At 44.5% G+C, this 25,175-nt stretch carries 15 protein-coding genes and 1 pseudogene; 6 read left to right on the top strand and 10 right to left on the bottom strand.

Going from position 1 to position 25,175, the window contains the following annotated elements; translation table 11 throughout:
- Positions 1-976: 976 nt before the first annotated feature.
- The 4 genes from OCU90_RS24005 (at position 977) to OCU90_RS23990 (ending at position 7,457) form a co-directional block, all read left to right on the top strand.
- Entirely contained in the window at positions 977-2,194 is a 1,218-nt protein-coding gene (locus OCU90_RS24005; RefSeq protein WP_004732566.1) for a ParA family protein, read from the top strand.
- Between the two features lie 5 nt (positions 2,195-2,199).
- Complete coding sequence (locus tag OCU90_RS24000; protein ID WP_004732564.1) at positions 2,200-3,174, top strand: ParB/RepB/Spo0J family partition protein; 975 nt, start codon at positions 2,200-2,202, stop codon at positions 3,172-3,174.
- A gap of 93 nt (positions 3,175-3,267) precedes the next feature.
- Positions 3,268-5,367 carry a GNAT family N-acetyltransferase gene (locus OCU90_RS23995; RefSeq protein WP_061021072.1) on the top strand — a complete coding sequence of 700 codons (2,100 nt, stop codon included), beginning with the start codon at positions 3,268-3,270 and terminating at the stop codon, positions 5,365-5,367.
- 419 nt (positions 5,368-5,786) lie between these two features.
- Entirely contained in the window at positions 5,787-7,457 is a 1,671-nt protein-coding gene (locus tag OCU90_RS23990; RefSeq protein WP_061021070.1) for a DUF342 domain-containing protein, read from the top strand.
- A gap of 149 nt (positions 7,458-7,606) precedes the next feature.
- Here the strand turns inward: OCU90_RS23990 and OCU90_RS23985 are convergent, their stop codons facing one another.
- The 7 genes and pseudogenes from OCU90_RS23985 to OCU90_RS23955 all read right to left on the bottom strand — a co-directional run bounded on the left by OCU90_RS23985 (position 7,607) and on the right by OCU90_RS23955 (position 18,532).
- Positions 7,607-9,721: a type I secretion system permease/ATPase gene (locus OCU90_RS23985; RefSeq protein ID WP_017084947.1), complete on the bottom strand. Its 2,115-nt coding sequence runs from the start codon at positions 9,719-9,721 to the stop codon at positions 7,607-7,609.
- Between the two features lie 18 nt (positions 9,722-9,739).
- Positions 9,740-11,650 carry a bifunctional diguanylate cyclase/phosphodiesterase gene (locus tag OCU90_RS23980; protein WP_054542859.1) on the bottom strand — a complete coding sequence of 637 codons (1,911 nt, stop codon included), beginning with the start codon at positions 11,648-11,650 and terminating at the stop codon, positions 9,740-9,742.
- A gap of 5 nt (positions 11,651-11,655) precedes the next feature.
- On the bottom strand, positions 11,656-12,324 hold the full coding sequence (locus tag OCU90_RS23975) for a transglutaminase-like cysteine peptidase (RefSeq protein WP_061021068.1): 669 nt from the start codon (positions 12,322-12,324) through the stop codon (positions 11,656-11,658).
- A 59-nt stretch (positions 12,325-12,383) separates the two neighbouring features.
- Positions 12,384-13,775: an HlyD family type I secretion periplasmic adaptor subunit gene (locus OCU90_RS23970; RefSeq protein WP_004732554.1), complete on the bottom strand. Its 1,392-nt coding sequence runs from the start codon at positions 13,773-13,775 to the stop codon at positions 12,384-12,386.
- A 112-nt stretch (positions 13,776-13,887) separates the two neighbouring features.
- Positions 13,888-15,078, bottom strand: a pseudogene (locus OCU90_RS23965) (sigma-54-dependent transcriptional regulator); the annotation flags it as partial.
- Between the two features lie 26 nt (positions 15,079-15,104).
- Positions 15,105-16,345, bottom strand: a protein-coding gene (locus tag OCU90_RS23960; RefSeq protein ID WP_372114074.1) for an IS3 family transposase whose coding sequence is annotated in 2 segments (ribosomal slippage) — positions 15,105-15,973 and positions 15,973-16,345 — 1,242 coding nt in all. Because the reading frame shifts where the segments join, the coding sequence is not laid out codon by codon here.
- 264 nt (positions 16,346-16,609) lie between these two features.
- The gene (locus OCU90_RS23955) at positions 16,610-18,532 is read right to left on the bottom strand and encodes a sensor histidine kinase (protein ID WP_061021487.1); all 1,923 of its coding nucleotides are present in this window, start codon (positions 18,530-18,532) and stop codon (positions 16,610-16,612) included.
- A gap of 166 nt (positions 18,533-18,698) precedes the next feature.
- Here OCU90_RS23955 and pdxH point away from each other — a divergent pair, with 166 nt between their 5' ends.
- The gene (pdxH, locus tag OCU90_RS23950; RefSeq protein ID WP_004732548.1) at positions 18,699-19,334 is read left to right on the top strand and encodes a pyridoxamine 5'-phosphate oxidase; all 636 of its coding nucleotides are present in this window, start codon (positions 18,699-18,701) and stop codon (positions 19,332-19,334) included.
- A gap of 133 nt (positions 19,335-19,467) precedes the next feature.
- Here the strand turns inward: pdxH and OCU90_RS23945 are convergent, their stop codons facing one another.
- The 3 genes from OCU90_RS23945 to OCU90_RS23935 all read right to left on the bottom strand — a co-directional run bounded on the left by OCU90_RS23945 (position 19,468) and on the right by OCU90_RS23935 (position 23,748).
- Positions 19,468-20,253, bottom strand: coding sequence for a helix-turn-helix transcriptional regulator (locus OCU90_RS23945; protein WP_261809215.1), 786 nt, complete (start codon positions 20,251-20,253; stop codon positions 19,468-19,470).
- A gap of 376 nt (positions 20,254-20,629) precedes the next feature.
- Positions 20,630-22,459 carry an SUMF1/EgtB/PvdO family nonheme iron enzyme gene (locus tag OCU90_RS23940; RefSeq protein WP_061021065.1) on the bottom strand — a complete coding sequence of 610 codons (1,830 nt, stop codon included), beginning with the start codon at positions 22,457-22,459 and terminating at the stop codon, positions 20,630-20,632.
- Between the two features lie 185 nt (positions 22,460-22,644).
- The gene (locus OCU90_RS23935) at positions 22,645-23,748 is read right to left on the bottom strand and encodes a PEGA domain-containing protein (RefSeq protein WP_004732542.1); all 1,104 of its coding nucleotides are present in this window, start codon (positions 23,746-23,748) and stop codon (positions 22,645-22,647) included.
- A 482-nt stretch (positions 23,749-24,230) separates the two neighbouring features.
- Here OCU90_RS23935 and OCU90_RS23930 point away from each other — a divergent pair, with 482 nt between their 5' ends.
- Positions 24,231-25,055 (top strand): AraC family transcriptional regulator, encoded by an 825-nt coding sequence (locus OCU90_RS23930; protein ID WP_017075637.1) that lies wholly within the window; start codon positions 24,231-24,233, stop codon positions 25,053-25,055.
- The last annotated feature ends 120 nt before the right edge of the window (positions 25,056-25,175 follow it).

The following is a 25,175-nucleotide window of genomic DNA, read 5'->3' as shown; positions in this document are numbered from 1 at the left end:
TCATTAAGTCATTGTAAGCATGATCATTATCGGTTCGAAAGCATGATCATTATGCTTATACAGCTTATCCACAGTCCGTAATTGATCAAGTTGTATTAAGCGGCTTCTAAGTCACCGATGTGGATATTTTTGACAGCCAATTCATCGGAACAATGATCAAGTAATGCCCCTTTTACATCGTTCTCCCCCTTTGGCGTTCAAAATTCAATCGGTATTGGTTCCATAATCACTGGTTGGGGGCTTTTAGCTCGATACATCATAAATCAGGAAGCATGATCATGAAATTGTCATGTTTCTGTATTTGTAATCCGTGTCGATTGAATTTCCAAGCAATGAGGCCTTATAGAGCTTGAATCCCCATTGCAAAAGCATTTGTCCGTAAGTTAGCTCTATATTTATATGCTTCCGGAACGATATTTACTTGATCATTTTTCCGTGAGTTGATCATTTCTAACATGCACTTACTCCGATCAATATTGGTGAGTTTAGGCCTTGATCATGCTTCATAATTTGGCCTTATCAATTATCTAACTGTCGATGTACTCCATGATCATTCTTCCGGATAGGTTCCAATTCTCTTTTGTTTTATTACACTCGATTTTTACTTCGACTTTGAATTTTTTGTCTATTTAGTCTGTTTGGTTACTTTCTATTGAAAATCTGACAAATTCGAATGCAAATCACACCAACCGTAATCTATGGTTGTATTTCAATCGTTCCGAAGTTTATTTTCTGTAATTACATTTACATTGTAAATAAGTGACGATGTAACATTTAAAAAGTAAGCCGGAAATAGCACCGTTAGCGGTGATAAAAATAGACGTTTTTGTGTTCATCTAAGCCTATTTTTCATCAAACTGTAAAAATACAGTCTATTTTATGTGATTTTACTCATAAATGTATGTTCATGTTTTTGTTGTGTTTGTTGTTAATCGCTGTACAATTTGTTCTAGGTTAATCATTACGGAAACTGGCAATGAAAAGAGAACAAACGATTGATAAGCTCTATCAGCTAGCCGAACAAACTCAACAAGTTCAGGCTGACCGAATTGAGATTATTCTGGAAGAGCGAAGTGATGAACATTTCCCTCCAATGTCTAAAGCTATGATGGAGACGCGTTCAGGCTTAACTCGTCGAAAATTGGATGAGGCTATCAACAAGCTTGAAGCGGATGGTCATCAGTTTACAAAGAACAACGCCAATCATTACTCGATTTCATTGACTGAAGCTCACATGCTGATGGACGCAGCTGAAGTGCCGAAGTTCCACCAACGTAAGCAGCATGTAGACAATAAGCCATGGGTTATTAACGTACAGAACCAAAAGGGCGGTACGGGTAAATCAATGACTGCGGTTCACCTAGCGGCTTGTCTGTCTTTGAACTTAGATAAGCGCTACCGTATCTGCTTAATTGACTTGGATCCACAAGGTTCTTTGCGTCTGTTCTTGAACCCACAAATTAGTGGTGCAGAGCACGACAGTATCTATTCTGCTGTTGATATCATGTTGGACAACGTGCCAGAAGGCCAAGATGTTGATCTTGAATTCTTGCGTAAGAACGTACTTTTACCAACACAGTATCCGAATCTAAAGACGATTTCGGCGTTCCCAGAAGACGCGATGTTTAACGCTGAAGCGTGGCAAAGCCTATCTCAAGATCAGTCACTTGATATTGTTCGTCTTTTAAAAGAGAAGCTTATCGACAAAATTGCTGATGATTTTGATGTGATTATGATTGATACCGGCCCGCACGTAGACCCTCTAGTGTGGAACGCAATGTACGCATCGAACGCTCTTCTGATTCCATGTGCTGCCAAGCGTTTGGATTGGGCTTCAACGGTTAACTTCTTCCAGCATTTACCAACCGTGTACGAGATGTTCCCGGACGACTGGAAAGGGCTCGAATTTGTTCGTCTAATGCCAACCATGTTTGAAGACGACAACAAGAAGCAGGTATCAGTATTAACTGAGATGAACTACCTGTTGAATGACCAAGTAATGATGGCAACTATTCCAAGAAGCCGCGCTTTTGAAACCTGTGCAGATACTTACAGCACGGTTTTCGATCTAACGGTGAGCGACTTTGAGGGTGGTAAGAAAACTCTGGCTGTCGCTCAAGACGCAGTACAAAAAAGTGCTCTAGAATTAGAGCGTGTATTACATAGCAACTGGCCTTCACTTAATCAGGGATAACAAGAATGGCAATTAAAACATCTGACTTAAATGCAAAGCTATTTGGTAAAGCAAACAAACGTCGCGTAGCTACGCCACAAGAAGCTCAAACAGCGGCTAAAGAACAGGCTCAAGTGATCGAGCTTTCTGTTGCAGGCGAAGAATTGGTTTCATTTGAACTAGTTCGAATCCCGGCGGCTGACGTAGCAACTCAAACGGTTGTTTTCGAAGAAAATGCTCGTGAGCAATCTTTCTTAAACGAGCACGCGCTTTCTGATGTTCTTACAACATTGAAAGAACGTGGCCAGCAATACCCAGCGGTTGGTCGTAAAAACAAAGACGGTAAGATTGAAGTTCTCGATGGTAGCCGTCGTCGTATGTCGTGTATTTTGGCTGACAAAGAGTTCCTTATCTATGTTGCTGAAAACATCAACGGCGAACATGCTAAGTTCCTATCTGATGTCGCTAACGCTCATAAACCGCTTTCTCTTTACGAGAAGGGTAAAGAGATGCAAGCGAAGCTAGATAAAGGCGAAGCTGAAGACCAGAAAGCACTAGCGAAAATGTTCCAGTGCAGTGAAGCTTTGGTGAGTGGCGCGTTGAAAGCGGCGGCTTTGCCTCTTGAACTGCTACAAGCTTACCCAAATGTGAGCGATCTTGGTCGCCCAACCATTGTTAAGCTACACAAACAATTTGGTGGCCTGACTGGCGAACAACAGCAAACATTACTGACTAAGTGTGATGCTTCTGAAGGTTTTGTATGGCAGCGTAGCGAAGCACAAGGTGTTACGCGTTTAACTAAAGACGTTACTGAAACTTTGGAAGGTTGGATTCTTGAATTGGCACCTGCGCCAGCGAAGAAAGCTTCTCCAAAAGTTGAGCTTATTAAAGGCCGCGCTTCATACAGCCGTAAGGGTTCAAACTTGGCGTTGAACCTTAAGAAAGTGGATGATGCGACAATGGAAGAGATTTTAGCCTTCGTTCAATCGAAGCTCGACTAAGTCGACAACTTTCCATTACGACTCTAAAGCCGCATTATGCGGCTTTTTATTTGGCTGTGATAAACTGTGTCTAGATGAATCTGGACGCTAACTATGACAAACCCAACCAACACTTTTCTGCATACACTTTCTGATGTTGCTCAACATAATGATCACCGTTACGGCGTGGTTTTTAACGGTGATGTCGATTGGCAAAACAAGGTTATTTCAACCTTCCTTCAAGATAAGAACGTTAAATCCATTTTTCAGATTGGCGGTGTCCCATTCGACGATGTGACGCATGCACCGGTCAAGAAGGGGCAGCAACTTCTGGGTCGTGAATGCCAGATTCTTGTTTGTGATTTTAGAGATCAGTTTGACGCGAATTGTTTCAGTGCAGCACTGGGGTCGTTAGTCGGTGGCGGTTTGTTGTTGGTGTTGCCGCCAAACGTCAATGAAGCTGAAGAGGGGGGGAGTTCTGGCTTTGGCCAACGTTGGTTAAAGGGGCATTTCGATAAACTCATTTCTGTTTCGCAAGCTAATGAAGCTGGCGATGTTACTCAAGCGAGTAACGCATTCCCCCCAAAACAAAATGCTGAAATCGGATTGGATAGATTTGAACAGCAAAACGTGGCAGTTGAGTTGGTCAAAAAGGTGTTGTCTGGGCATCGCAAACGTCCTTTGATTCTCACCGCAGATAGAGGTCGCGGTAAAAGCTCGACGTTGGGGATTGCCGCAGCACAGCTTCTGGTTGAACGTCATGGATTAGATATTATTGTGACTGCGCCTTCAGTGAAAGCAATCGTGCCTGTATTTTTCCATGCAATACAGCGACTCGAAGTCATCGAAGTGGTTAACGCTACACACATTCGCCATCAAGGGGGAAGTTTAAGATTCGTAGCTCCGGATGACTTACTTAAATCTAAGCCTGATTGCGACCTGCTATTGGTTGATGAAGCGGCTGCTATTCCAATCCCTATGCTCAAGTCCATGGTCGGCATTTATCATCGTTTGGTTTTTTCAACCACGGTACACGGTTACGAGGGCAGTGGACGAGGGTTTGGTATTAAGTTTGAATCTTGGCTTTCTGTACACCGCCCCGGTTGGAAAGGCTTTAAGCTCGAACAACCGATTCGTTGGAACAACAACGACCCACTAGAAGCTTGGTTGTTTGATTGCTTCCTGCTTGGTAACGATGCGTCGCTAAGTGACTCGGCGATTCATGAGTTAGATAACTTTTCTGATCAGACAATCAATCAATTGAATTTAGTTGAACTGTCAAAAGCAGATTGCTTGGCTAATCCAAACAAGTTACAACGATGTTTTTCTCTACTTGTCGATGCTCATTATCAGACGTCACCCAACGATTTAATGCAGTTCCTCAACAATTCAGCAATCCGTTTGTACGCCGCCTGGAATCAAGATGAATGCTTAGGTTGTATGTTGGTCATTGAAGAGGGTGGCTTAGATAAAGATTTGATTGCTCAGATTCAAATTGGAAAACGCAGACCTCAAGGACACCTTGCTCCTGTGTTACTGGCAAACCAACTTGGCTGTACAGAAGCGGCGACCAGTCGCTGCCTTCGAGTGATGCGCATTGCAGTTTCAACTCGTCATCAAGGTTTGGGCATTGGTGGTTGGATGTTGGCTAAGTTATCAGAGCAAACCAGCCAAGCGGATTATCTGGCGACAAGCTTCGGTGCGACTAGTGAGTTGATTTCATTCTGGCGCGATAACGATTTTGTACCTGTCCATATTGGCCACCAGCGGGATCAGGCAAGTGGTTGCCACTCGGTATTGATGGTTAAGGCGCTTACCTCAAACTCCCAAAGCTGGATTAACCAAGCTCTAAGTCACTTCGAGCGTAGCTACTGCTTTCTTGTTTCAGGTTCTTTGGTTTCACTTGAAACCGAAATGGCGCGCGTACTGCTGCCAAAGAGTGTCGATACCGTTAGCGAGTTTGAAACTCAGATAGTTAGAAATTACGCGAACGGTGGCAACAGTTACGATGCGATTAGCTTCAGCGTACTGAACTTGATTCTACTTGGTAACGATCGAAACATAGGTATTTCTGACTTACTCATCGCAAAGGTCGTTCAGCAGAAAGAGTGGGGGACTTGTGTTGAACAGTTTAATCTTGTTGGTCGCAAACAAGCAGAGATTCAGTTTCGTAAAGACGTCGATGTTTTGCTAGCAAATTTACAGTGTAAATAGACAAGCCATCATTTAAATAGACTGACCGTTACAAATTAGATTTACAGTGTAAATTAGAATCTTGGATTTACACTGTAAACTGAAGCTCCATATTGAAATCCGTTTTTACCCTGATTATCAGCTTCATCACTTCTGTTCCACCTCTCCACAACAGCCTTTAATCATCTAAAGCTATTCGCCTTTACTATCTTGCTCTAATATCGAATCGACATTCAATCACACGAAATATTCTGAAAAATTTCCCTATGTATTTGTAAAGGCGAAGTAGATCATAAAATGTGTAAGTCTTATTTATGAGTCATGTTTGCAGAATCGAAAGTAAGTGATGTGACGCTGATTATTCTAATAATGTGATACTCAGCGCAGAACGAATTATATAGACTGAATAACAACTGAGTCATTAGGGATACTCAATTCGAATGTGGGATAACATTGTTACATTGTCAGAAGACAAGCAACAAGTGATGGCATGTCTGCCGTCGGGGTTTGTGGTTGAAGCAAGCTTTGATAACACGACGTTGCCACCAACCTTGGAAGCTTTGGACGCATCAAACTATTTTCTTTTTGAAGAAGAGGTGTTGCGCTTCGTCACTCTTGCCAAAGAAGGTAAAGGGGAAGCTTACGAAGGAGTCTTGATTGCCGAAGTTCGTAACGCAAGCGTTGCTGTCGAACTGTCTGATGACGAGATGCTCGCGAGTCTGGTGGTGACGGGACCACATCATGGACACGCACTGCGCGGGAGCGACATTATTCACTGTTTAGCCCAAGCCCACATAACAAAGGGAATTAATAAGTTAGCGCTCAGAAAAGTGCTGATGATGAGTAACAAGCTTAAACCCGGTGAAAAGTTTACTCAACCCGTCGCGAAAGGGACGCAGCCAGTAAAGGGCAAAGATGCTAAGTTTGCCGCCTTGGTTGAAGACATTACTCGCCAAGTCTTGAAGCCTCGCAGTAAAGACGAAGGCAAGATTGATATGCGAGACTTGGGGCAAACCATTACTGTTGGTCAAAATGATCACTTGATGAAGCGTACTCCCGCGACCAAAGGCATCGCTGGCTTTACCGTCCAAGGTCGAATTATCCCACCGCTTCCTGGACAAGACAGTTTAATTAAGCCTGGAAAGGGCACCTACATCTCCCCTGACGACCCCAATTTATTACTCGCTTCATTTCCTGGATTACCCATAATCAAAGATAGAACTATTGAAGTAGATGACGCCTTGTGTGTTAGCAACGTAGATGTATCAACCGGACACGTTAAATTCAAAGGCAATGTATTTGTCTCTGGCAACATCGAGCCGGGGATGATCGTCAAGGCGACTGGAAGTGTCACGGTTGGTGGCTTTATTGAATCGGCAGAAGTCCAAGCTCAGGGTGACATAAAAGTCGCGAAGGGGATTATCGGTCATACGACTAAAGAGGGTGAGCCGAAAAGCTGCAAGGTGTTTAGCAAAGGTTCTATCACAGCAAGCTACGCGCAGAACGCCGAACTCCAAACCGCCACCGACCTTCGACTGGGTGTGCACAGCATGAGTAATGATATTCGTTGTGGTAACAACCTTATCGTGATGGATAGTTTGAAGAAGCACGGTACGCTCAGTGGCGGCGAAGCTAGAGTCGGTGGGAAAGTGGAGTGTGTCTTTTTAGGCGTAGAAGGAGATACCGCAACCAAGGTACACGGATTTGCACGTTACGATGGTTACCGACAAAAGATAGCCGATCTGAAAGAAACTTATAAGCACGCTCAAGAGCAGACCATGGATGTGATTCGCCAAGAGCTCGAATTTAAGAAGCGACCAAAAGCGGAACGCAGCGAAGAGCAAGCGCTAGAAATTGAGCAGCAAAGAGAAAAGAACAATCTCGCGATTGAAAATACTAAGTCGCAGTTGGATACACTCGAAGCTGAATTTGAAACCAACCTTGCCGAGTGCACAGTTGAGGCGCATGAAAAGGTGTATACCCGAGTGACGATTCAATTTGGTGATGAGACAGTCACCACCAAGCGAACTCATGGCGGCAGTGTTTTCTCGTTCAACCAATACGAGATTCAATGTTCATTCAAAATGGAACAAGAAGATATCTCGTTGTAATTGAAATACTTTGAAATTGACCGACTCTGAATAGAGCGGCTCGGGCTATTTTCTACTCATTAGAACAAACAAAAAAAGGGGGAGCTGATGCTCCCCCTTTGCTTTTGCTGATATTGATTTAGTTAGATTCTTTAAGTCACATGAGCGCTTTAACTTGCTGCTCTTACCTTGCCTTGCTTCAAGTCTGACAGAACTTGTGCTTTCGGGCCGTCGGCAATAATGCTGCCTCTCTCCATCACAATCACTCTATCTACAATATCCAACATCGATGTTTTGTGGGTGATAAGAATCAATGTCTCGCTTGGCAATAACTGGTTGAGTTGATGTTTGATGTGCATCTCTGAGCGATTATCCATCGCACTGGTCGGTTCATCCATCAAAAGCACGGGTGGACGTCCTAAGAAGGCTCTCGCTATGGCAATCGACTGACGTTGACCACCAGATAGCAAAGCACCACCTTCGCCCACTTGGCGTTCTAAGCCTGCTGGATCTTGCTGAGTAAAAGCGGTCACTCCTGCACGGTTGGCTGCGTCCATCACATCACGGTCATCGACCAACGGGCGACCTAAGGTAATGTTGTCTCTTACTGAGCCGTAGAACAGGTTACTGTCTTGCGGTACACAGCCTATATTGCGTCGTACGTCGACATGATGCAGTTGTTCCATGTCAGTGTCATCAATGCGCACATGACCTTCTGTGGGCTTGTATAGGCCCATAATCAAACGTTCTAGCGTGGTCTTGCCTGAACCAATCCGGCCAATGATCGCTACTTTTTCTCCGGGTTTGATATTAAGGGTTAGGTCTCTGATAGAAGCGACAGGCGAGTCTGGGTAGTGGAACGTCACTTTATCTAGCGCAATATGACCCTGAATAATCGGACGGTGGATGTAGCGCTTACCTTCTTCCTGTTCATCAGGCATCGACATTACTTGTTCAATCAAGGTCATCGAAGACTTTGCTTGGTTGTAACGTGTAGAAAGCAAAGACAGTTGAACAAGAGGGCCAATTGCACGGCCGCTCAACATGGTCGCGGCAATCAAGCCACCCATAGTGAGTTCACCTTCTGCGATGAGGTATACACCAAAAATGATCATACCTACATTGGTACTTTGTTGAACAAAGCCTGCTGTGTTTTGGATGCTGTCGGTGATGCGGCGACTTTTGATATTCCAGTTTGCCATGTGCGCAACCGCTTCTTCCCAACGGAATTGGAACTGACTTTGCGCGCTGAACAATTTAACTGTCTCTAACCCAGCCAAACTCTCAATTAAGTTCGCATACTTCTGAGAAGCAAGTCGAGAGCCTTCTTCAATCGTACGACGTAGTGGCCCTTGGATTAACAGTGCATAGATGATCAAAATGACCACTCCGACGACAGGAACAAACACAAGGTTTCCGGCCATCAGCCAAATTAACGCCAAGAACATCAGCGCGAATGGTAAGTCGATTAACGAGCCAATGGTTGCTGAGGTAAAGAACTCTCGGATTGATTCAAATTCTTGCAGGTTTTTCGCGAAAGCGCCTACAGAGGCAGGCTTTGCTTCCATGCGAATCCCCAGAACTTTACTGAACAATTTAGAGGAAATGAGGATATCGGATTTTTTCCCCGCGACATCAATGAAGTAACTGCGCATTAACTTGAGAAGCAGATCGAACAGGAAGACAACGAAAATACCACTCGCCAACACCCACAGGGTTTCAAAAGCGAGGTTGGGGACTACTTTGTCGTACACCAAACGAGTAAACATTGGCGCGGCAATGGCGAAGATATTGATCAGAATGGATGCAATCAACACATCACGATAGATGTTTTTAGATTCCCAAATGGTGCTCCAAAACCAGTGACCTTTGCGTGTTTTTAGAACCTCTGGTGAACGTTCATCATAACGGAATTGTTTTTTTACCAAGAAGTAGCGGCCGATGAATTGTTCTTTGAGTTCATCGATTGTAATGACGATAGGCACCATCCCGCTTTCTGCGGTGATGATCTCTGCTTCTTGTTTTTCTAAATCGATACTATTTAGAACACATGCTTCGCCCTGTTTGAGAAGTAGAATAGCAGGCAGAATTAGGTGAGGAATACTTTCTAACTCGGAACGGTTTTCTTTCGCCACTAATCCCGCTCGTTCAGCAGAACGAGGGAATAGGAAAGGGGTTAGCTTTCCATCGGATAGTGGTAGCCCATTGATCAACGCTTCGGGCGAGTTAGCTAACCCGTAATACCGACTAACGTAGATCAGTGAGTTTAATAGTGGATCTTGCATGCGATATAACCCTTACAACTATTTATCAACAATGAAGCCTTGGAACACTTCTACGTAGTTATCAGACAGGATATCTAGCTGAGTCTGAGTTTCTATTCGAGACGCAATGGTGGTTATGCCTAGGTTGTGAGCGGTTCTAGAGATCGACGTTAAGGTGAATTTCTGTTTTTCATCATCAAGGTTGTGCGTAAACAAGTAATCCAACTTCACATAGCTTGGGCGGTACTCGTTGATGTAATCCAATGATTGGAAATTACGTCCGTAGTTATCAACCCCGAATACGGACTCAGCGTTACGAATGGTGTTACACAGCAGCGCCGTGTAGTGCGGAACATTGATGAAACAATTTTCTGGAATCTCAAAATGTAACAGGTGAGCAATTGAGGCATTGTGTTCAAGAGTTTTACCAATCCAACGGATGAAGCTTGGCTGAGAAATACTGCTTGGCGAAATATTGATAGCAACGGGGCTCGTGACTTCTTTCGCATTCAGTTTCTCAATCATCTTCTCGATAACGTATTGGTCGAGAATGTGGCTCATTTCTAACTGTTCTAGTGCGTATAGATATTGGTTTGCACCGTAACGAACTCCCTCTTTTTCAATCGCAGAGAACACTTCTTGGTGATACGTTTTGCCAAAGCTATTGTTTGCAGCTTGCAGACGGAAGGTGACAAGGTCGTTGATGATCGCTTCTTCAACCAACATACGCCATTGTTGTTTGCCCATTACAGCACCATGATCGTCTGCCGTTACGTAGCCGTAAGTCAGTTCACGGTTCGCCTTCGCACTTGAGAGTGCGTTATCGACCAACGACATAATTTCGGTACTGGTTTTTCGCGTGTTGCTGTATGTAACACCTAGCGCGATGTGTGGATTCGCCGTACCTGTTGGGTCTGAACCTAGGTTTTGAATGCAGTTTACGATGCTGCCAGCAACAAGTTTAAGTTCGCTTTCATCAATGTTCGGCATGATGAAACCGAATTCGTCACTAGAAATACGAGCAATGGTGATATCTGGCGATGAGATTGAAGCTTGCAGCTGTTCAGCCAGTTGATGAACCAAGGCATCACCTTCTTGATAGCCTTTTTCGTCGTACTCTTCACTAATAAACTCAGCTTTAAGTACCGCTAAACCACCTAAACTCGACTCTTCTAACCATTGAGTTAATTGAGACATGTAGTAAGCGCGGTTGCCTAGCTGAGATACAGGGTCGATATACGCTCTTTCACGCAGCTTTTGAGCTTCTTTCGCTTGGTTTTTAAAGGCCAGTTCAACTTGGGTCGACATGTGGTTGATACCATCGACAACCAAGGTGAGATCTTTTGTCTTTGGACGAGCCAGTGGTTCTCCAAACTGATTCTTGGCGATCTGATCCATCTTGGTAATGATCAACGAGAGCGGGCGTAAAGCACGCTTAAGGATCCAAGAGATAGACACTAAACCGAGCAAGAAGATCGTGCCAAAGATGCTCAGTAAGCGGATGAACGCTTGCCAAAGCTGATCGTAGGCAGGACCAGGGTGACTTACGATCTCGACTTCTGCCAGTTGCATCCAGCCACTGGTAATTACGCGGCGGTCATGAACAGGCTCAAATAGGTTAAGGTTAGTAAACCACTCTGGTACGCCGGTTGGCTTTACAGGGTATGAACGGAGAATGTCATCTCCGGTGTCTAGGAAAATCAATCGCACGACGGAATAAGAACTGCCATCAAATAGGGCGTTGATAACAGACTCCACTGCCACCTTGTCCTTTTCTTCTAGGTAAGGGGCGAGAGCCAGTCCAACAGTATTAATGGTATTACTTACCTCAGAGCGTTGCTGCTCCTCTAAGTATCCACGGGTGGTATTGAATTCGATCATAAAAACTGACGTCATCAGCAGTATGAATACCGCAACCATCCCGACCACAAGCTGTTTATATAAAGTCATTGTACCTACTCATCGTAATTGATAATGGGTTTGTTTAAATTGAGAGAGCGCTCACGAGAACGTAGGTCGTTCCATAAGCTCAATCTTGAAGATTTCCCTGCCAACTTACCGCTGCCTGCTGCCGACTTAATTAACCAAAGGTTTTTACCATTGAAACTGTATATCGGTCGCAGGTCTCCGCGTTTAGAACCGCGTTTTATTTCAGGGTTTAAGTTATCCAAAATTAGTGGTTCTGCACTGGGTGTTGAGTAGTACGCCAACACCATATGGAATTGGTTTAGCTCAAGTGCTTTTACGTACACCAATCGTAATTTTTTATCTGGGACGCCGAGTTCAAGTAAAGAGAAGTATTTTGCGATAGTGAAGTCTTCGCAATCACCCGCGTTGCTGCCTAAAAACTCCAGTGGTGTCGCCCAGTAGTCATTCTTTCCCCACAGTATGTTGTCATCGACAAAGTACATTTGGTTAAAGAATTGGTTTACCGAATTGAGCTTTTCCGTTTCACTTAGCCCTTCGTACGACGTCATACTGGAGCGCCATGTTGCCACTCGTTTTCCGGCTCTTTCCCCATAAGTTGCAGTAACCGCGTCTATCCATCTTTGGTCGCTCTTGTTGAGCGCCACTGAGGTAAAAGAGGTGAGGACCAGCAACAATAACGAAATCCGAGATTTCATAGCCTCTGCTCTTGTCTGTTCACTGTGTATTGAAAGGCGCTATCAAGCATCAAGCGTCCTTATTCTTTTAATGCGTTGTTTTGAGCGCTTAATAGTGGCTTCAACATGTACTCAAGTACGGTTCTCTTGCCCGTGATGATATCGACAGAGGCTGTCATACCAGGAATGATCGGCAACTCTTCGTTGTGTCCAAAACTGTATTTATCGGTACGTACACGCACGATGTAGAAGCTATTGCCTTCTTCATCTTGAGTGGTATCGGCGCTGATGTGTTCTAACACACCTTCCAAACCGCCATATTTTGTGAAGTCATAGGCACTAAATTTAACAATGGCGGTCAGTTCTGGGCGTAGGAATGCGATATCTTGCGGAGCGATTTTAGCTTCAACCAATAGCGAGTCTTCAGTCGGTACAATCTCAACAATGTCCATACCCGGCTGAATAACACCACCCACGGTATTAATACCGAGCGTTTTGACTGTGCCCGTTACGGGAGAGACCACGATGGTACGGTTTACTCTGTCTTCAAGGCCAACCGAAGATTCGGTCATTGCAGAGAGCTTGTCTTGTGCTTGGTTCAGCTTTTCTTGTTGTTCCGAGCGGAAGCTCAATGCAGCATCAATACGGCTTAACATAGATTCTTTGATTGCGGAACGAAGGAGAGGGATTTTGAGTTCGCTCGAGGTCATTTCTCGGCGAGTGTCATTCACTTGTCTTTGAAGCTTGAGGAGTTCAATTCTTGGCACAACGCCTTCATCGGCAAGCGGTTTTGTTATATCTAACTCTTGGCGGGCGAATTTGTAACTTTGTCTTAAGTTATTGACGCGCGATTTTATTTCAACAAGGTCTTGTTGCTTCTGTTCAACTTGTTGATCAAAAACGGAAAGTTGGTTTCTTAGGTTGTTTAGGTCTTGACGATATTCGGCTTTTTGGCGATTAACCAGTTTAGGTTGAAGTTCGTATAGCTTTGGTGGGAAGGCGAGTTTGCCGTAGTCGAGTAACACACTTTGTTTCCAGTTTTCGACGGAGAACTCTTCGTTGATGACCACGCTGTTAAAGGAAGCTGAAAGCATCAACACGCTGGCAGTTAAGTTTGCCACTTGTTGTTCGCGCTCTCGGAAGTCAGAACGGAATCGAGTGTCATCGATCAACAGCAGCTGTTGACCTTTTTGAACGCGTTGACCTTCCCTTACTAATATCTCTTTTACGAGGCCGCCTTCAAGGTTTTGCACTACTTGGATTTGGGAAGAGGGAATGACTTTGCCTTGGCCAACGGTGACTTTATCGATCTCAGCCCAAGCGGACCACCCTATAGCAGCAATAAAAAACAGAACGATCACCCATAACATAATACGCGCACTGGTGGGCGTATTGAGTAGTAGTGCCGCTGTTTTATCATCGACGTACTCAAGTTCGGTTTCGTTCAATTTGCTGTAATTCTTCTGGCTCATGACAGTCCTTGTTTGCTAAATAAAAGTGCAAGCCTATTGAGTGTATTCTTACTTTTGATAAATGTTAAGATTTTGCTCCTTTAAATCTTTGAATTTATATATTTTTTAAGACTTATCGGTTCTTGAAATCTGTTTTATCCAATTGGTGTTTTCTCAGCTTGTCATACAGTGTCTTTCGCGACACTTGCAGCTCTTGTTGTACTTCTTTTAAACGTCCTTGATGGCGATGTAGTGCCTCAATTAAGATAATTTGTTCAAAGCTATCAGTGCGTTGGTTCAACGACTGTTGCTGCTCCTCAATGCTCACGTCACGCTCATCCGCGTCACTTTGCTCACCAATATCACCGTCGAGCGACGGCTGCTTAATTTGAGTCAGCACTCTGAGTTCGGCATGTTGGCGAAGCTGACGAATGTTTTCCGTCCAATGAGTCGCAATGAGTCGTTGAATCTCTTTTTCTGTAATGACGGGTGGCGGCAGCTGATATCGACTTGCCGCACCACGAGCAAAATGCTTAAACAAGGAGCCAATATCTTCGGTTCGTTGCGCCAAGGTTAGCAAATCAAATCGGCGGAACTCACCTACAATTGTAGTTGGAACTATTGTGGTTGCGATAATGATACAAGTTGCATTGGTCTTGCATGAGTTTTCACGAAGTAGAGTGGGTTTTAGAGCCGCCAACCAACGCCATTGTTGTGAAGTTAATGCTTCTGTTTCATGGATATAAAGTGTTCCGCCCTGATGTTTCCTGAATAATTGCACGACAAACTGATCAAACGTAGCTTGGTCATTGCGTGGTAAATTGAACGCAGCGACAGGGCAAAGTTCTCCGGATTGATGGCTGTGTAGATCGTGCGTGTACTGCGCCGTGACCCTTTTACCTGTCCCTAGAGCGCCGACAAACAGTAGAAGAGGGTGAGTTTTGGTATCTAAGGTGATCAGTTCTCGGCGTAATGCCTGCATGGATGGCGATTGACCAATCAGTTTTGGTCCCACCTGATTCTGCATCGCCAACTCTTTACGTAATAAGTTGTTCTCTTCAACCAGTGCGAGTTTATCTGCGGCTTTTTTTACCGCGGTGAGTAGGGCATCGACCACAAATGGCTTTTCCAGAAAATCGTAAGCGCCGGCTTTCATTGCCGACACCGCTGTTTGCACGTCACCATGCCCAGTAAGGACGATGATCTGAAAATGAGGATTTTGGCTCAGCAACTTTTGTGTCAATTGAATGCCATCCATCACTGGCATGTGAATATCGGTGATGACAATTCCAGCTTGCGCGGTATCTATTTTCTTTAATGCCTGTCTCGTCCTAAAATACGTTGACGATTTTAGTTAGCCAGTAACGCAAGTTGCTGGCTTTTTTCATGCATCTTATTTGGCGTATTCATACCTAGGCTGAGATGTGGCCTCATTTCGTTGTACGTATATATTGACTCTTCAACAAGTGTTTTCAACTCGCGAAGATCTTTGCACTGAGTAAGCAAGAACTCTTGCTTGAGGATACCATTGACCCGCTCAGCTAACGCGTTTTGGTAACAGTCATAACCATCCGTCATTGATGGAGTTATACCATGCTTTTTAAGTTTCTCTTGATAGAGGTTTGAGCAATACTGAAGCCCTCTATCTGAGTGATGGATTGTCGCATGACAATAACATCGAGTTTTTACCGTCATATCTAAAGCCTTCACAACATCGCTCGCTTTCATTTCATTGCTAACTTCATACCCCATGATTTTACGGCTGAAGGCATCGGTAACCAATGACAAGTAGTGAACGCCCTCGTTTGACTGAACATAAGTGATGTCGCTCACCAGAACTTCTTCTGGTTTTGACGGAACGACTTCTTTTAGCAAGTTCGGATGTTTTTTCATCCAGTGTCTGCTGTTCGTTGTTTTGGTGTAACTTCGTTTCGGCTTAACGAGTAAGCGCTCTTCTCTGAGGTAATTAAACAAAGCATCACGGCCAAGTTTTATTCCCTTAGCTATCAACTTCGGCTTCAGTAAGAAATAGAGCTTACGAGCTCCCAGCCGAGGCATGAATCGTCTTAGCTCAAGCACCATCCCTTTCACAGGAGCAAGCTCAGCCTGACGAGTGGTCTCACGCTTTTCTCTCTGATAGACACACTGACGAGATATATTGAGCAATGAACAAGCTTTACTTAAGCTTACTTTCTTCTCTTTTTGAAGGCTTCTTGCTCCTTCGCTATATACTTTTTTCTTAGCGACATCCCGTGCTCAGCATCAAGAATATCAACAACCCTATTGAGAAGAAGGCATCTGAGACGTTCATCTTCGAGCTCTTGTTCAAGTCGTTTTATTTTTTGGGCAGGCGTTTCATTCGCTCTCGGTGATTTAGGCATCGTGTTCTTCCTTGGGTTGGTAGTCCAATCCATTTTGCCATGCTTTCTTAACCAAGTAAGAACAGTCGAACGACCTTGTATGCCGTAAATTGATTGGGCTTGTTTATAGGTCATGTCGCCTTTTTCGATGGCGTCTACAACCTGCAATTTAAAGCCTAGTGTGTAATCACGCTGAGTGCGCTTAACGTAGTGTTTATTTGGAATGGTCATCATTAGTCCTCAATGTGTAAACACATTTCAGGACGGGACAGCCTCAATAGCATTAGGAAAGCAGACGATATCGATGCCTTCAATGAGCATGGCTTGTTCTACGGAGTCTCGGATTGCGGGTTCATCGTCGACAAAATAGAGTTTAGGCATAGAGTGCAAAAGTCGAGTCCTTAACAGTATGTGATTTGCTGTATGTCAGATTAGCAATATGTAACATTAGCAGTATGTAACATTCGTTTTCTAATCAACAATAACAACGGCACGTTAGCCCTTATCGTTATATAACGGGATGTTTAGCGAGAATACCATGCCTGAAGGCTCTAATCGGTTCGCGCTGATCGTGCCGTGATACGCCTCAATAATCCGTTTCGATATTGAGAGCCCTAGCCCTAAGCCTTCCGGTTTAGTGGTAAAAAACGGGTCGAACAATTTTTCTAATTTGTCGTCCTGCATGCCAATTCCGTTATCCCAAATGATCACCTGACAAGAGTCATGATGCAGTTGCCATTCGATGCCTATCTGGGGGCTAGCCTGTTGGTCTACGTTTTCCAGGTTTTGTTGCTCCTGCAAGACTTTCTGTTCAAGAACTTGTTGTTGAAGCGCTTGAGTCGCGTTGTGAATCAGGTTAACCAGTACTTGTTCCAGCTCGGTTGGGTGAATCGCAATGTTAATGTCGTCTGGCACTGTGCTTAACCTTAGCGTGATGCCTTGTTTGATCATTAGCGCACTAAGAATACTGGTCGCGTTGTTGATCGATTGATGCAGGTTTGCGACGTGATGTTCTTGCTTGGTGACCTTGCGAGTGAAGACTTTAAGACGCGCGATGATGTCGGTAATTGAGGTATTCAAAGCAATCATTTTATCGAGATTGCTTTTGACCAAGTCAGTCCGTTCCATTTCAAGCAGCTTTAAGCTGTTCTCACTGTATGTTCGTAGCGCTGCAAGTGGTTGGTTGATTTCGTGGTTAATGCTGGCTGACAGCTCACCGAGTACCGCTAATTTTGCGGTTTGTGTCAGCTCTTGTTCTGTCTGTTTCAACTTCGACTGCGACTCTTGGTATTGAAAAAGGGTTTGTTGCAGCTGTTGATTGGATTGCTTCAAGTAGTGAGTGCGTTTATCAACGGTTTGCTCTAGGTTTTGGTTGAGTCGGGTCAACGCCACTTTCGCGAGATAAGTCTGGCGCCACGACCAAGCGATGAGCACCACCAAGCTGTAAATCACCACGAAGATGACATCGATCTGCAAAACTTTTATAAGCTCAGCTCTGGTCTCTTTTAGGGCGACGACTTGGTACTGGTTGTTGCTGACCGTTGCAGGGTAAAGATTAAAAGCACCAAGCTTGAATAGCTGGTTAGCGGTGAGTTCTTTTCGGATTTCATTGGATTGAAGGTTCTTAGATTGATTGGCGTTGCTCGCTTCTGACTGAGAGCTTGAAGAACGAAAGGCTTCGATGATCGAAATTTCGCTTTGACCGTATTGGCGTTGAAGTGCGATATCCGTTTGTTGTTGCTGAGTTAATGGCAATAATGAATGGTAAAGCCATGGAGCTTGGCTTGATAGAAAGACTACTTGGTTTGAATCGAGTACCACGATCTCGAAGTCGTCGCTGGTTAGGATGTTTTCGAGGTTCTCTAAACTCACCTTTACGGTGATAACACCAACAATGTCATTCTCAACATACAGTGGTGAAGATAAAAAATAACCGCGTACATTCGAGCGAGCGCCTAGCGCGACATATTGTGTATTGTTGCCTTGAATGGCTGAAGCAAAGTAGGGACGAAACGAGAAGTTCTCACCCACAAAAGTACGAGGCTTTTGGTAATTGCTGGAAGCGACCACAGTGCCGCTCGGGTCATGAATATAGATGGTGTCGGCTTGGCTTTGGTTTGACCATTCAAACAGCAATTGATTGAGCTGCGCAGCGGAAATCTTGTCTGTTTGTGGTGATGAGTCAAAATAAGAGAGCAGACGCGGGTCATGGCTGAGTAAATCCGGGATCTGTTTGAACTTATCCAGTTCAGAATCGATTTGTAGATTGGCTTTATTAGCCGCTTCATTGAGTTGCTGAGTGACGATTTTTTCTTGGAATTGTACTGCCATAAAGTGGGTTGCAGTCAGCCCTGAAGCTCCCAGTAACAATGAGAATAAAACAAAGGGCGTCATTAGGTTAGGCAGTATCTTGGTCACTTGGATCTCAGCGTGTAATCGGTTTGTATAAAGATTATCAATATGATTGATTGAGTACCGAGATCTTGTTAACACCGAACACCTTCTGTGAGACAAAACCATGGCTTAGACTTGTGTTTCAAAGGATTACAGCGCAAAATCACAAAAAATTGAAAGGAGCAACGAAATGGAACTGACAGATATTCGTCGTGAATACGCTAAGGGTGGATTGAGACGTAAAGACTTAGCCGCAGACCCTATTGAGCAATTCAATCTATGGTTAGAACAAGCCATCGAAGCTAAGATGACTGACCCTACTGCCATGACAGTTGCCACGGTTGATGAAAATGGTCAGCCATTCCAACGAATTGTTTTGCTAAAGAATGTTGATAAAGACGGTTTCGTTTTTTACACCAACTTAGGTAGCCGTAAAGCGCACCAACTTGAGCACAACAGTAAGATAAGCCTGCATTTCCCTTGGCATCCTCTAGAGCGACAAGTTCACATTACTGGCACCGCTGAAAAGCTGACAGCAATGGAAAACATGAAGTACTTCTCGTCACGCCCAAAAGAGAGCCAATTGGCCGCGATTGCAAGTAAGCAGAGTAGCCGTATCTCAGCTCGTGGCATTTTAGAAGGTAAGTACCTAGAGCTTAAACAGAAGTTTGCTAAAGGAGAGATTCCGGTGCCTTCTTTCTGGGGTGGCTTCCGAGTTCGCGTGGATAGCATTGAGTTTTGGCAGGGTGGTGAACACCGCTTGCATGACCGTTTCTTGTTCTCACGACAAGACAACAGCTGGGATATTGATCGCCTAGCGCCTTAGGCTTACGGATCTTAAGTGGTCTACACCGAATAGAACATACAAAAATACCGCTGACTTAGTGATTAGAAACATCAAGCAGCGGTATTTTTTTATCTGTGCATTCCCAGATTCATCGACGAGTTGGTCATTCAACTCATTTATCACTGTGCAGCACAACGGAGATCTGTTTATTGAGCAGAGTTTCTGGGATCACGGAGCCTAAGCCCGAGTCCAGTGCATACTCAATTAATTGACTTTTGCTGCGCGCATCGAACTTCTGTTTCAATCTTGCGACATGACCTTCGACCGTTTTGATTGAAATGTCTAACGTAGACGCAATGTATTGAGGCTTCTTGCCGAAAAGCAGTAAGAACAACACCTCTGATTCTCGCGAAGTCAGCCGCTTTTGCAGCTTAGACACGCGCGGCTCTGATCCCGCAAGTGATGCTTGATTACCTTTCGCTCCTGTTGCCTGACAAACCCAGTGGCCGACTTCTAAGATCGCAGTATCAGTGAGCTCTTGCCCATAGAAGATAGTGCCTTGGACATTGTCGTTATCATCAAGCCAAGGGGTTTTGGTAAAGATATGGGCGTGCCAGCGTCCGTCTGGATAGGGGTGAATATCGAGGATTTTAAGGGTACTGCGTGTATCCATCACATGTTTGTCTTGAGCTCTGAAATCTTGCGCGCACTCAATGGTTTGACTGGGCATGTCGAAGTCGGTCAAACCAGTACAAGTCTCATCGGGTTTTAAGCCAATCAGTTTGTTGTAGGCAAGGTTTGCGTACACGAAGACCGAATCAGTATCTTTGCAGCCCCAGCAACCTGGAAGTTGTTCAAATAAAGAACGATGTATGGAGTTGAATGAATCTGGCAAGGTTTTATCTCGTAAGCAGAGGTATAGCAATAATATCAGTTTCTTATAGCGCTGCAATGGCAATTAGAGTTTGTACTCTGCTCGAAAATTAGGGCGGTGAATGACAGTTAAACGGATTGTTGATTAACTGCTTCAATCACGGGGAATAGGTGGTCAGAAAGGATGATAAACAGGCAAAAAAAAGCCAGCCTGAAGAGGGGCTGGCTAAAGACAAGATATGCCTTGTCGACATGTAGAAGATTTTCAGCTTAATTTACGAGGGTCAGGTAAATTAAACTGAGGCATCAATTTGATACCCAGAGTGACTTACTACTCTATCGACGAATCTACTCCTAGGAATGCTTATGCATAAGGGGGGAATTCCCCTATAAATGCTGCTCAATGTGATAATTGAGAACTTAGAGTAAATATTTGAGATGCTGAGTCAGTGATTGAAAGCCTACAGCTCTCGCACGACTCGGAATCCTAGATAGTTCGCTGCCGTTGAAGGCGGTACGTACAGTTCGTTAAACACTTTTGCCTCTTCTGGAGAGAAGCTCCACGCACCACCTTTCGCTAAACCTTTCTGAATGGTTGTCCATTCCCATACGTTACCCACCATGTCGTAGAAGCCTGTTGGTGTTGGCAGGAATGATTTAACTGGAGATGTGCTAACGTTTGACCAAGGCGTACCCGCCCAGCCAGTGTTGGCCTTACCTGAGCGGAACTCGTTACCCCACCAGAAGTTGGTGTCTTGACCTGCTCTTGCTGCAGCTTCCCACTCTTGTGGTGTAGGTAAACGGTAAGTGAAGCCTGTATTTTGAGATAACCAACGAGTATACGCTTTTGCATCATTTTGGCTGACACATACAACGGGTGAGTTATCTGCTTGTTCAAAGCCAGGGCTCTGCCAGTCATTGTCTGAAACGGTTGTGATCTCTGCATTCACGAACGTATCGCAGGTGTTCATCAGCTCAGCGTCTGTCTGGTAGCCTGTGCTTTTTACGAATGCTTTGAAGTCTTGAACACGGGTTGGTGTTGCGGCTAATGCAAACGGCTGTTTGATCGTCACTTGTTGTGCGTTGTTTTCACCGAGTAGGTAGCGACCTGAGCCGACAACAATCATTTCAGGGCTCTGAATGTTGTTTCCCATCGGGTCTGCAAACTTGGTACCGACATTCAATGAGTTCTGCTTGGCCTGTAATACGGCTCGTAGGTTGTGATCGCGGGCTATCTTCAGCTCTTGGTGGAAAGAAAGGTAACCCTCTTTCTCAATCGTGACCATGTGCTGGCCTGTTGGTAACATCACTTCAACGGGTGTGCTGCCATAGTTCACGCCGTTGATAGAAACCTTGTCGTTGTATTGATTTGAACGAACCACCAAGTTAACCCAAGCGACTTCTTTTTGCTGGTCGTTGGCTTGTTGCTCGCTTTGAATGAAACAGTTTGATGACTGAATACCAAGCAGACGACAAGGTGTGTTCTTATCTGGACGAGTTTCTAGGTTCGCCGCAATCACCGCTCGGTAACGGTTATCTTCAGAGAAGCCCGAGGATTTCACTTTGTGTTGCAGAACGTGAATATTCAATGAAGCAGACGCAAGGTGCTCTTTCACTGTTTTCGATTCGGTCGCGTTGTCTACAAGGCTATGCTGGAATTGTTTTACCGCTTTTTGAAGTGCCAAGGTCACCGTTTGCTCTGAACATTGCGCCAGTGTCATATCGCTGCTGCAACGGTTCGTAAAGCTAACGGTTTGCTCTTCCGTCTGAGTGATCTCGTTTCTGAGTCGCTCAGCTCTTGCTCTTAGCTTATTTTGGTTCAGATTAGCGATTGAAGCTTCTGCCGCTGCTTTCTCGGCTTGGATAGCCTCAAGCTCCATCACCAAGCCTTGTTGCTTCAGCTCTGAGTCTGAAATCGCAAGCTTGCCCTCTTTTACGGTTTTCCAAGCGTCTTGGAAGCGGTTTTGAGCAGGCGAGATATCGAAATCGGGCTCATCAATCATGCGCGAGTAATCTTGCTCTAGGCTGGCTTTTGCCTTTGCGAGTGTTTGCTCTGCTTGAGCCGATAACTCAGCTAGACGTGCCGTTTGCTGCGCCTGATTGTCGACTTCGTTTTGTTTGTCAGCCAATTTCTTCTCAACAGCCGTTAAGTCGGCATGCTTTTCGAAAAGTGAGCTTTCAATGTCGGTGACAGAAGACGCGATCGCTGGTGGTGTTGCCTCAGCAAAAACAGCTGGCGTCATTAAGCAGGGAGCAAGTGCAAATAATAGAGTAGGAAGACCTTGGCGCATGATGGGCTACTTCAATCGTAATTTAGGTTAATCGAATATTCTAAACGAAAACGCCATTTCGTCTGCAGCTACTGTTTATAACGATCATACAGTTTATAACTATCAACAAAATGGCGAGTTTTCATTCAGCTTTGTGAAATAGGCACGGCTATCTTAATTAGAGCGCTGAGCTATTCATACTGGACTTAGCTTTCCTTGCTAGGAAGAAGCTTAACCCAAATAGTGTCGCTACCGTTGATGGTAACTGTGCGGTTGTAAGACTCGTAACCTTGTTTTGAAATGGTTACTTGGTGACGACCACTTGGTAGCGCAACCTCAAGAGGGGTGCTGCCATACTTAATGCCGTTGATGGTCACTGAGTCATTGTACTGATCAGAACGTACCGTCACGTTAGCCCATTGTTTGTCACTCTTCTTAACGACTGCCGCGTCACTGCCCGTTAAACAGTAGCGCGTTGAAACGTTCAATAAGTTACATGCTGCAACCGCTTCAGGTTTTGCTTGAAGCTGAGCCTGCATCTGCATGAAGTAAGAGTTGTTACCAGAAAAGCCACTCTTGATCGCTTGGCTGTCTTGAACATGGATGTTCAGTTGAACACCTTGCAAGTTCTGTTTTGCTAATGAACTTTCCGTGAGCTGCTCAAGTAATTGGCTCTTGAACGTTTTCACCGCTTTTTGATTGGTCAGGTGTTTACCTTGAGCAGTACATTCACCCAATGTCATCGTTGATGAACATGTGGTGGTGTAGCTGGTTTCAAGAACGGCACTTTCGCGAAGTTCTGATGCAATACGTTTAACGCGAGCTTCAACTTTCGACTCTCTCAAGTTAGCTAGCTCATTATTCAGGCGAGCTTGCTTTTGCTTGATTTGAGAAAGGTGAATTTCGCTCTCGTTCATCGCTTGTTCGTTATCTAGCTGAGACGATTGATTCTCTTTAACCGCAGCCCAAGCGTCTTGGTAACTTTTCTGGAAAGAGACCAAATCCGTTTCTGGATCTTCAAGCAAGCGACTGTACTGTTTGTCGAGTACAGACTTGGCTCTGTTACGTTTTGCCTTAAGTTCTTCACCTTCGCGTAACAACTTGCTGTTCTTATTTTGAAGTTGTTTTAGGTTTTCAGTCGCCGATACTTTGGTTGCTGAAATACGCTCAATATCTGAGTTTTTCTCTGTTAGCTTTGCATCGATAGCTGAAACGGGATCGACTTGATTCAGTTCTTCAGCGGATACCGATGCAGATACCCAAAGTGGGGATAGCGCGAGTAAAAGCGCTGAAATTCGAAAGTTAGTCATAGGTCCCTGCAACTTGTAGATTGAAAATTGGCTCGTTAATAAAGTGTCTACTTCCTAGTTGTGAGTCACTAGTTATTAGCAATTAACACAGTACCCGTCTTTATACCGTTTTATTGCTATCCAATCTACTCAAAAGCCAAGTTTCGGTACTTCGGATACACTTTTTGCAGGTTTATCGCCAATTATTTGAGCTATATAAGAAAATTTATTCATTATGTTGGGGCGACAAAGTATTTATTGGTGGCATGGTTTGCTTGTCGGTGTGATTGCTTGTGAAGCCCCTAAACTCACCGGAACGATTGGTTTTACAATGCCCGTAGTTTGTGCACTCTTGATCATCTTTCCGGAGGCATGATCAAGACGATCTCGATAATGATCTTTTGTTTAAGGCGAGGAAATGACTCTCATGATCATTTACAAATTCATCTTATGCAGATTTCAGAGTATTATTCTTACTATGTCGACCTGAGTATTTTGATGTTATGCCTAAACCGTTACCCTTTCCGAACTTTGACTTGTCCCCGCTAAGCCTTACTGGCCCTCGCCCTGCGGAGATCATTACTTTGCCTTCGCATATGGATTGTCACGATCACCATTATTCGCAGGTAGTCATTGGTTTAAAAGGTCAGGCGGAATTTGAAGTGAGCGGTAAAGGTAATCTTGTCGGTCCAGGGCAAGGCTGTGTAGTCACGGCTCGCTCTGATCATGCTTTCGGTGGAGTGGTTGGTCAGTCGGATATTCTCGTACTCAACATGCCTATGCCAACCGATGATGACCCTCTGATGCTAGAGAAGATTAACCAGTTAGAATCCTCGAACGTCTACTTCCAATTAGATGCGCAAATTCAAAAGCTTATCCATATGTTGGTGCAAGAGATGCAGGCCAGTCCTGATGATCTGTTGTTGAGTCGAGCTTGTAATGACACGGTGATTGCGTTGATGCAAAGACACATCTCGGCATTTGAAACCTCGATTAAAGATTCGCGTTTCGATCTTGAGTCGTTGGATCGCTACATCGAACAACACTTGGCTAATAAGATCTCAGTCGCGCAGCTTGCAGGCAGTGTGTTCTTGGGCGAAAGCCAATTCCACATGCTATTCAAAGATCAAATGGGCATTACCCCTCACCAATATGTTTTAGGAAAGCGTATCGACCGCTCTCGACGCCTTATTGAACAAGGTAATCTAAGCCTTGGTCAGGTCGCAGAACTTGCTGGTTTTTCCGGTCAATCCTCCTTTACTCACACCTTTTCTCGCCTTCAAGGCATGTCACCATCTCAATACAAAAAGCAAATTTCTGTTAAATAAAAAAACAAAACGGCATATTATATTAAAGTTTCATATGTGACCTTGTGTTTGTTTTGTTAATAAAGCGAGTTTTTAGCAAAAAACTCGGAGTTTTTGACAAGTAATCCTTATATACTCTAA

Source organism: Vibrio splendidus, from assembly GCF_024347615.1.
GTDB classification, from domain to species: Bacteria; Pseudomonadota; Gammaproteobacteria; order Enterobacterales; family Vibrionaceae; genus Vibrio; species Vibrio splendidus.
This window is presented reverse-complemented; position numbering and strand designations above follow the sequence as displayed.

Bases quoted from the DNA above. Each gene is read 5' to 3' on its own strand.
- OCU90_RS23930 (WP_017075637.1), top strand. From the start codon at position 24,231: ATGCCTAAACCGTTACCCTTTCCGAACTTTGACTTGTCCCCGCTAAGC.
- OCU90_RS23935 (WP_004732542.1), bottom strand. From the start codon at position 23,748: ATGACTAACTTTCGAATTTCAGCGCTTTTACTCGCGCTATCCCCACTT.
- OCU90_RS23970 (WP_004732554.1), bottom strand. From the start codon at position 13,775: ATGAGCCAGAAGAATTACAGCAAATTGAACGAAACCGAACTTGAGTAC.
- OCU90_RS23990 (WP_061021070.1), top strand. From the start codon at position 5,787: ATGTGGGATAACATTGTTACATTGTCAGAAGACAAGCAACAAGTGATG.
- OCU90_RS24005 (WP_004732566.1), top strand. From the start codon at position 977: ATGAAAAGAGAACAAACGATTGATAAGCTCTATCAGCTAGCCGAACAA.
- OCU90_RS23940 (WP_061021065.1), bottom strand. From the start codon at position 22,459: ATGCGCCAAGGTCTTCCTACTCTATTATTTGCACTTGCTCCCTGCTTA.
- OCU90_RS23975 (WP_061021068.1), bottom strand. From the start codon at position 12,324: ATGAAATCTCGGATTTCGTTATTGTTGCTGGTCCTCACCTCTTTTACC.
- OCU90_RS23995 (WP_061021072.1), top strand. From the start codon at position 3,268: ATGACAAACCCAACCAACACTTTTCTGCATACACTTTCTGATGTTGCT.
- pdxH (WP_004732548.1), top strand. From the start codon at position 18,699: ATGGAACTGACAGATATTCGTCGTGAATACGCTAAGGGTGGATTGAGA.
- OCU90_RS23980 (WP_054542859.1), bottom strand. From the start codon at position 11,650: ATGACTTTATATAAACAGCTTGTGGTCGGGATGGTTGCGGTATTCATA.
- OCU90_RS24000 (WP_004732564.1), top strand. From the start codon at position 2,200: ATGGCAATTAAAACATCTGACTTAAATGCAAAGCTATTTGGTAAAGCA.
- OCU90_RS23985 (WP_017084947.1), bottom strand. From the start codon at position 9,721: ATGCAAGATCCACTATTAAACTCACTGATCTACGTTAGTCGGTATTAC.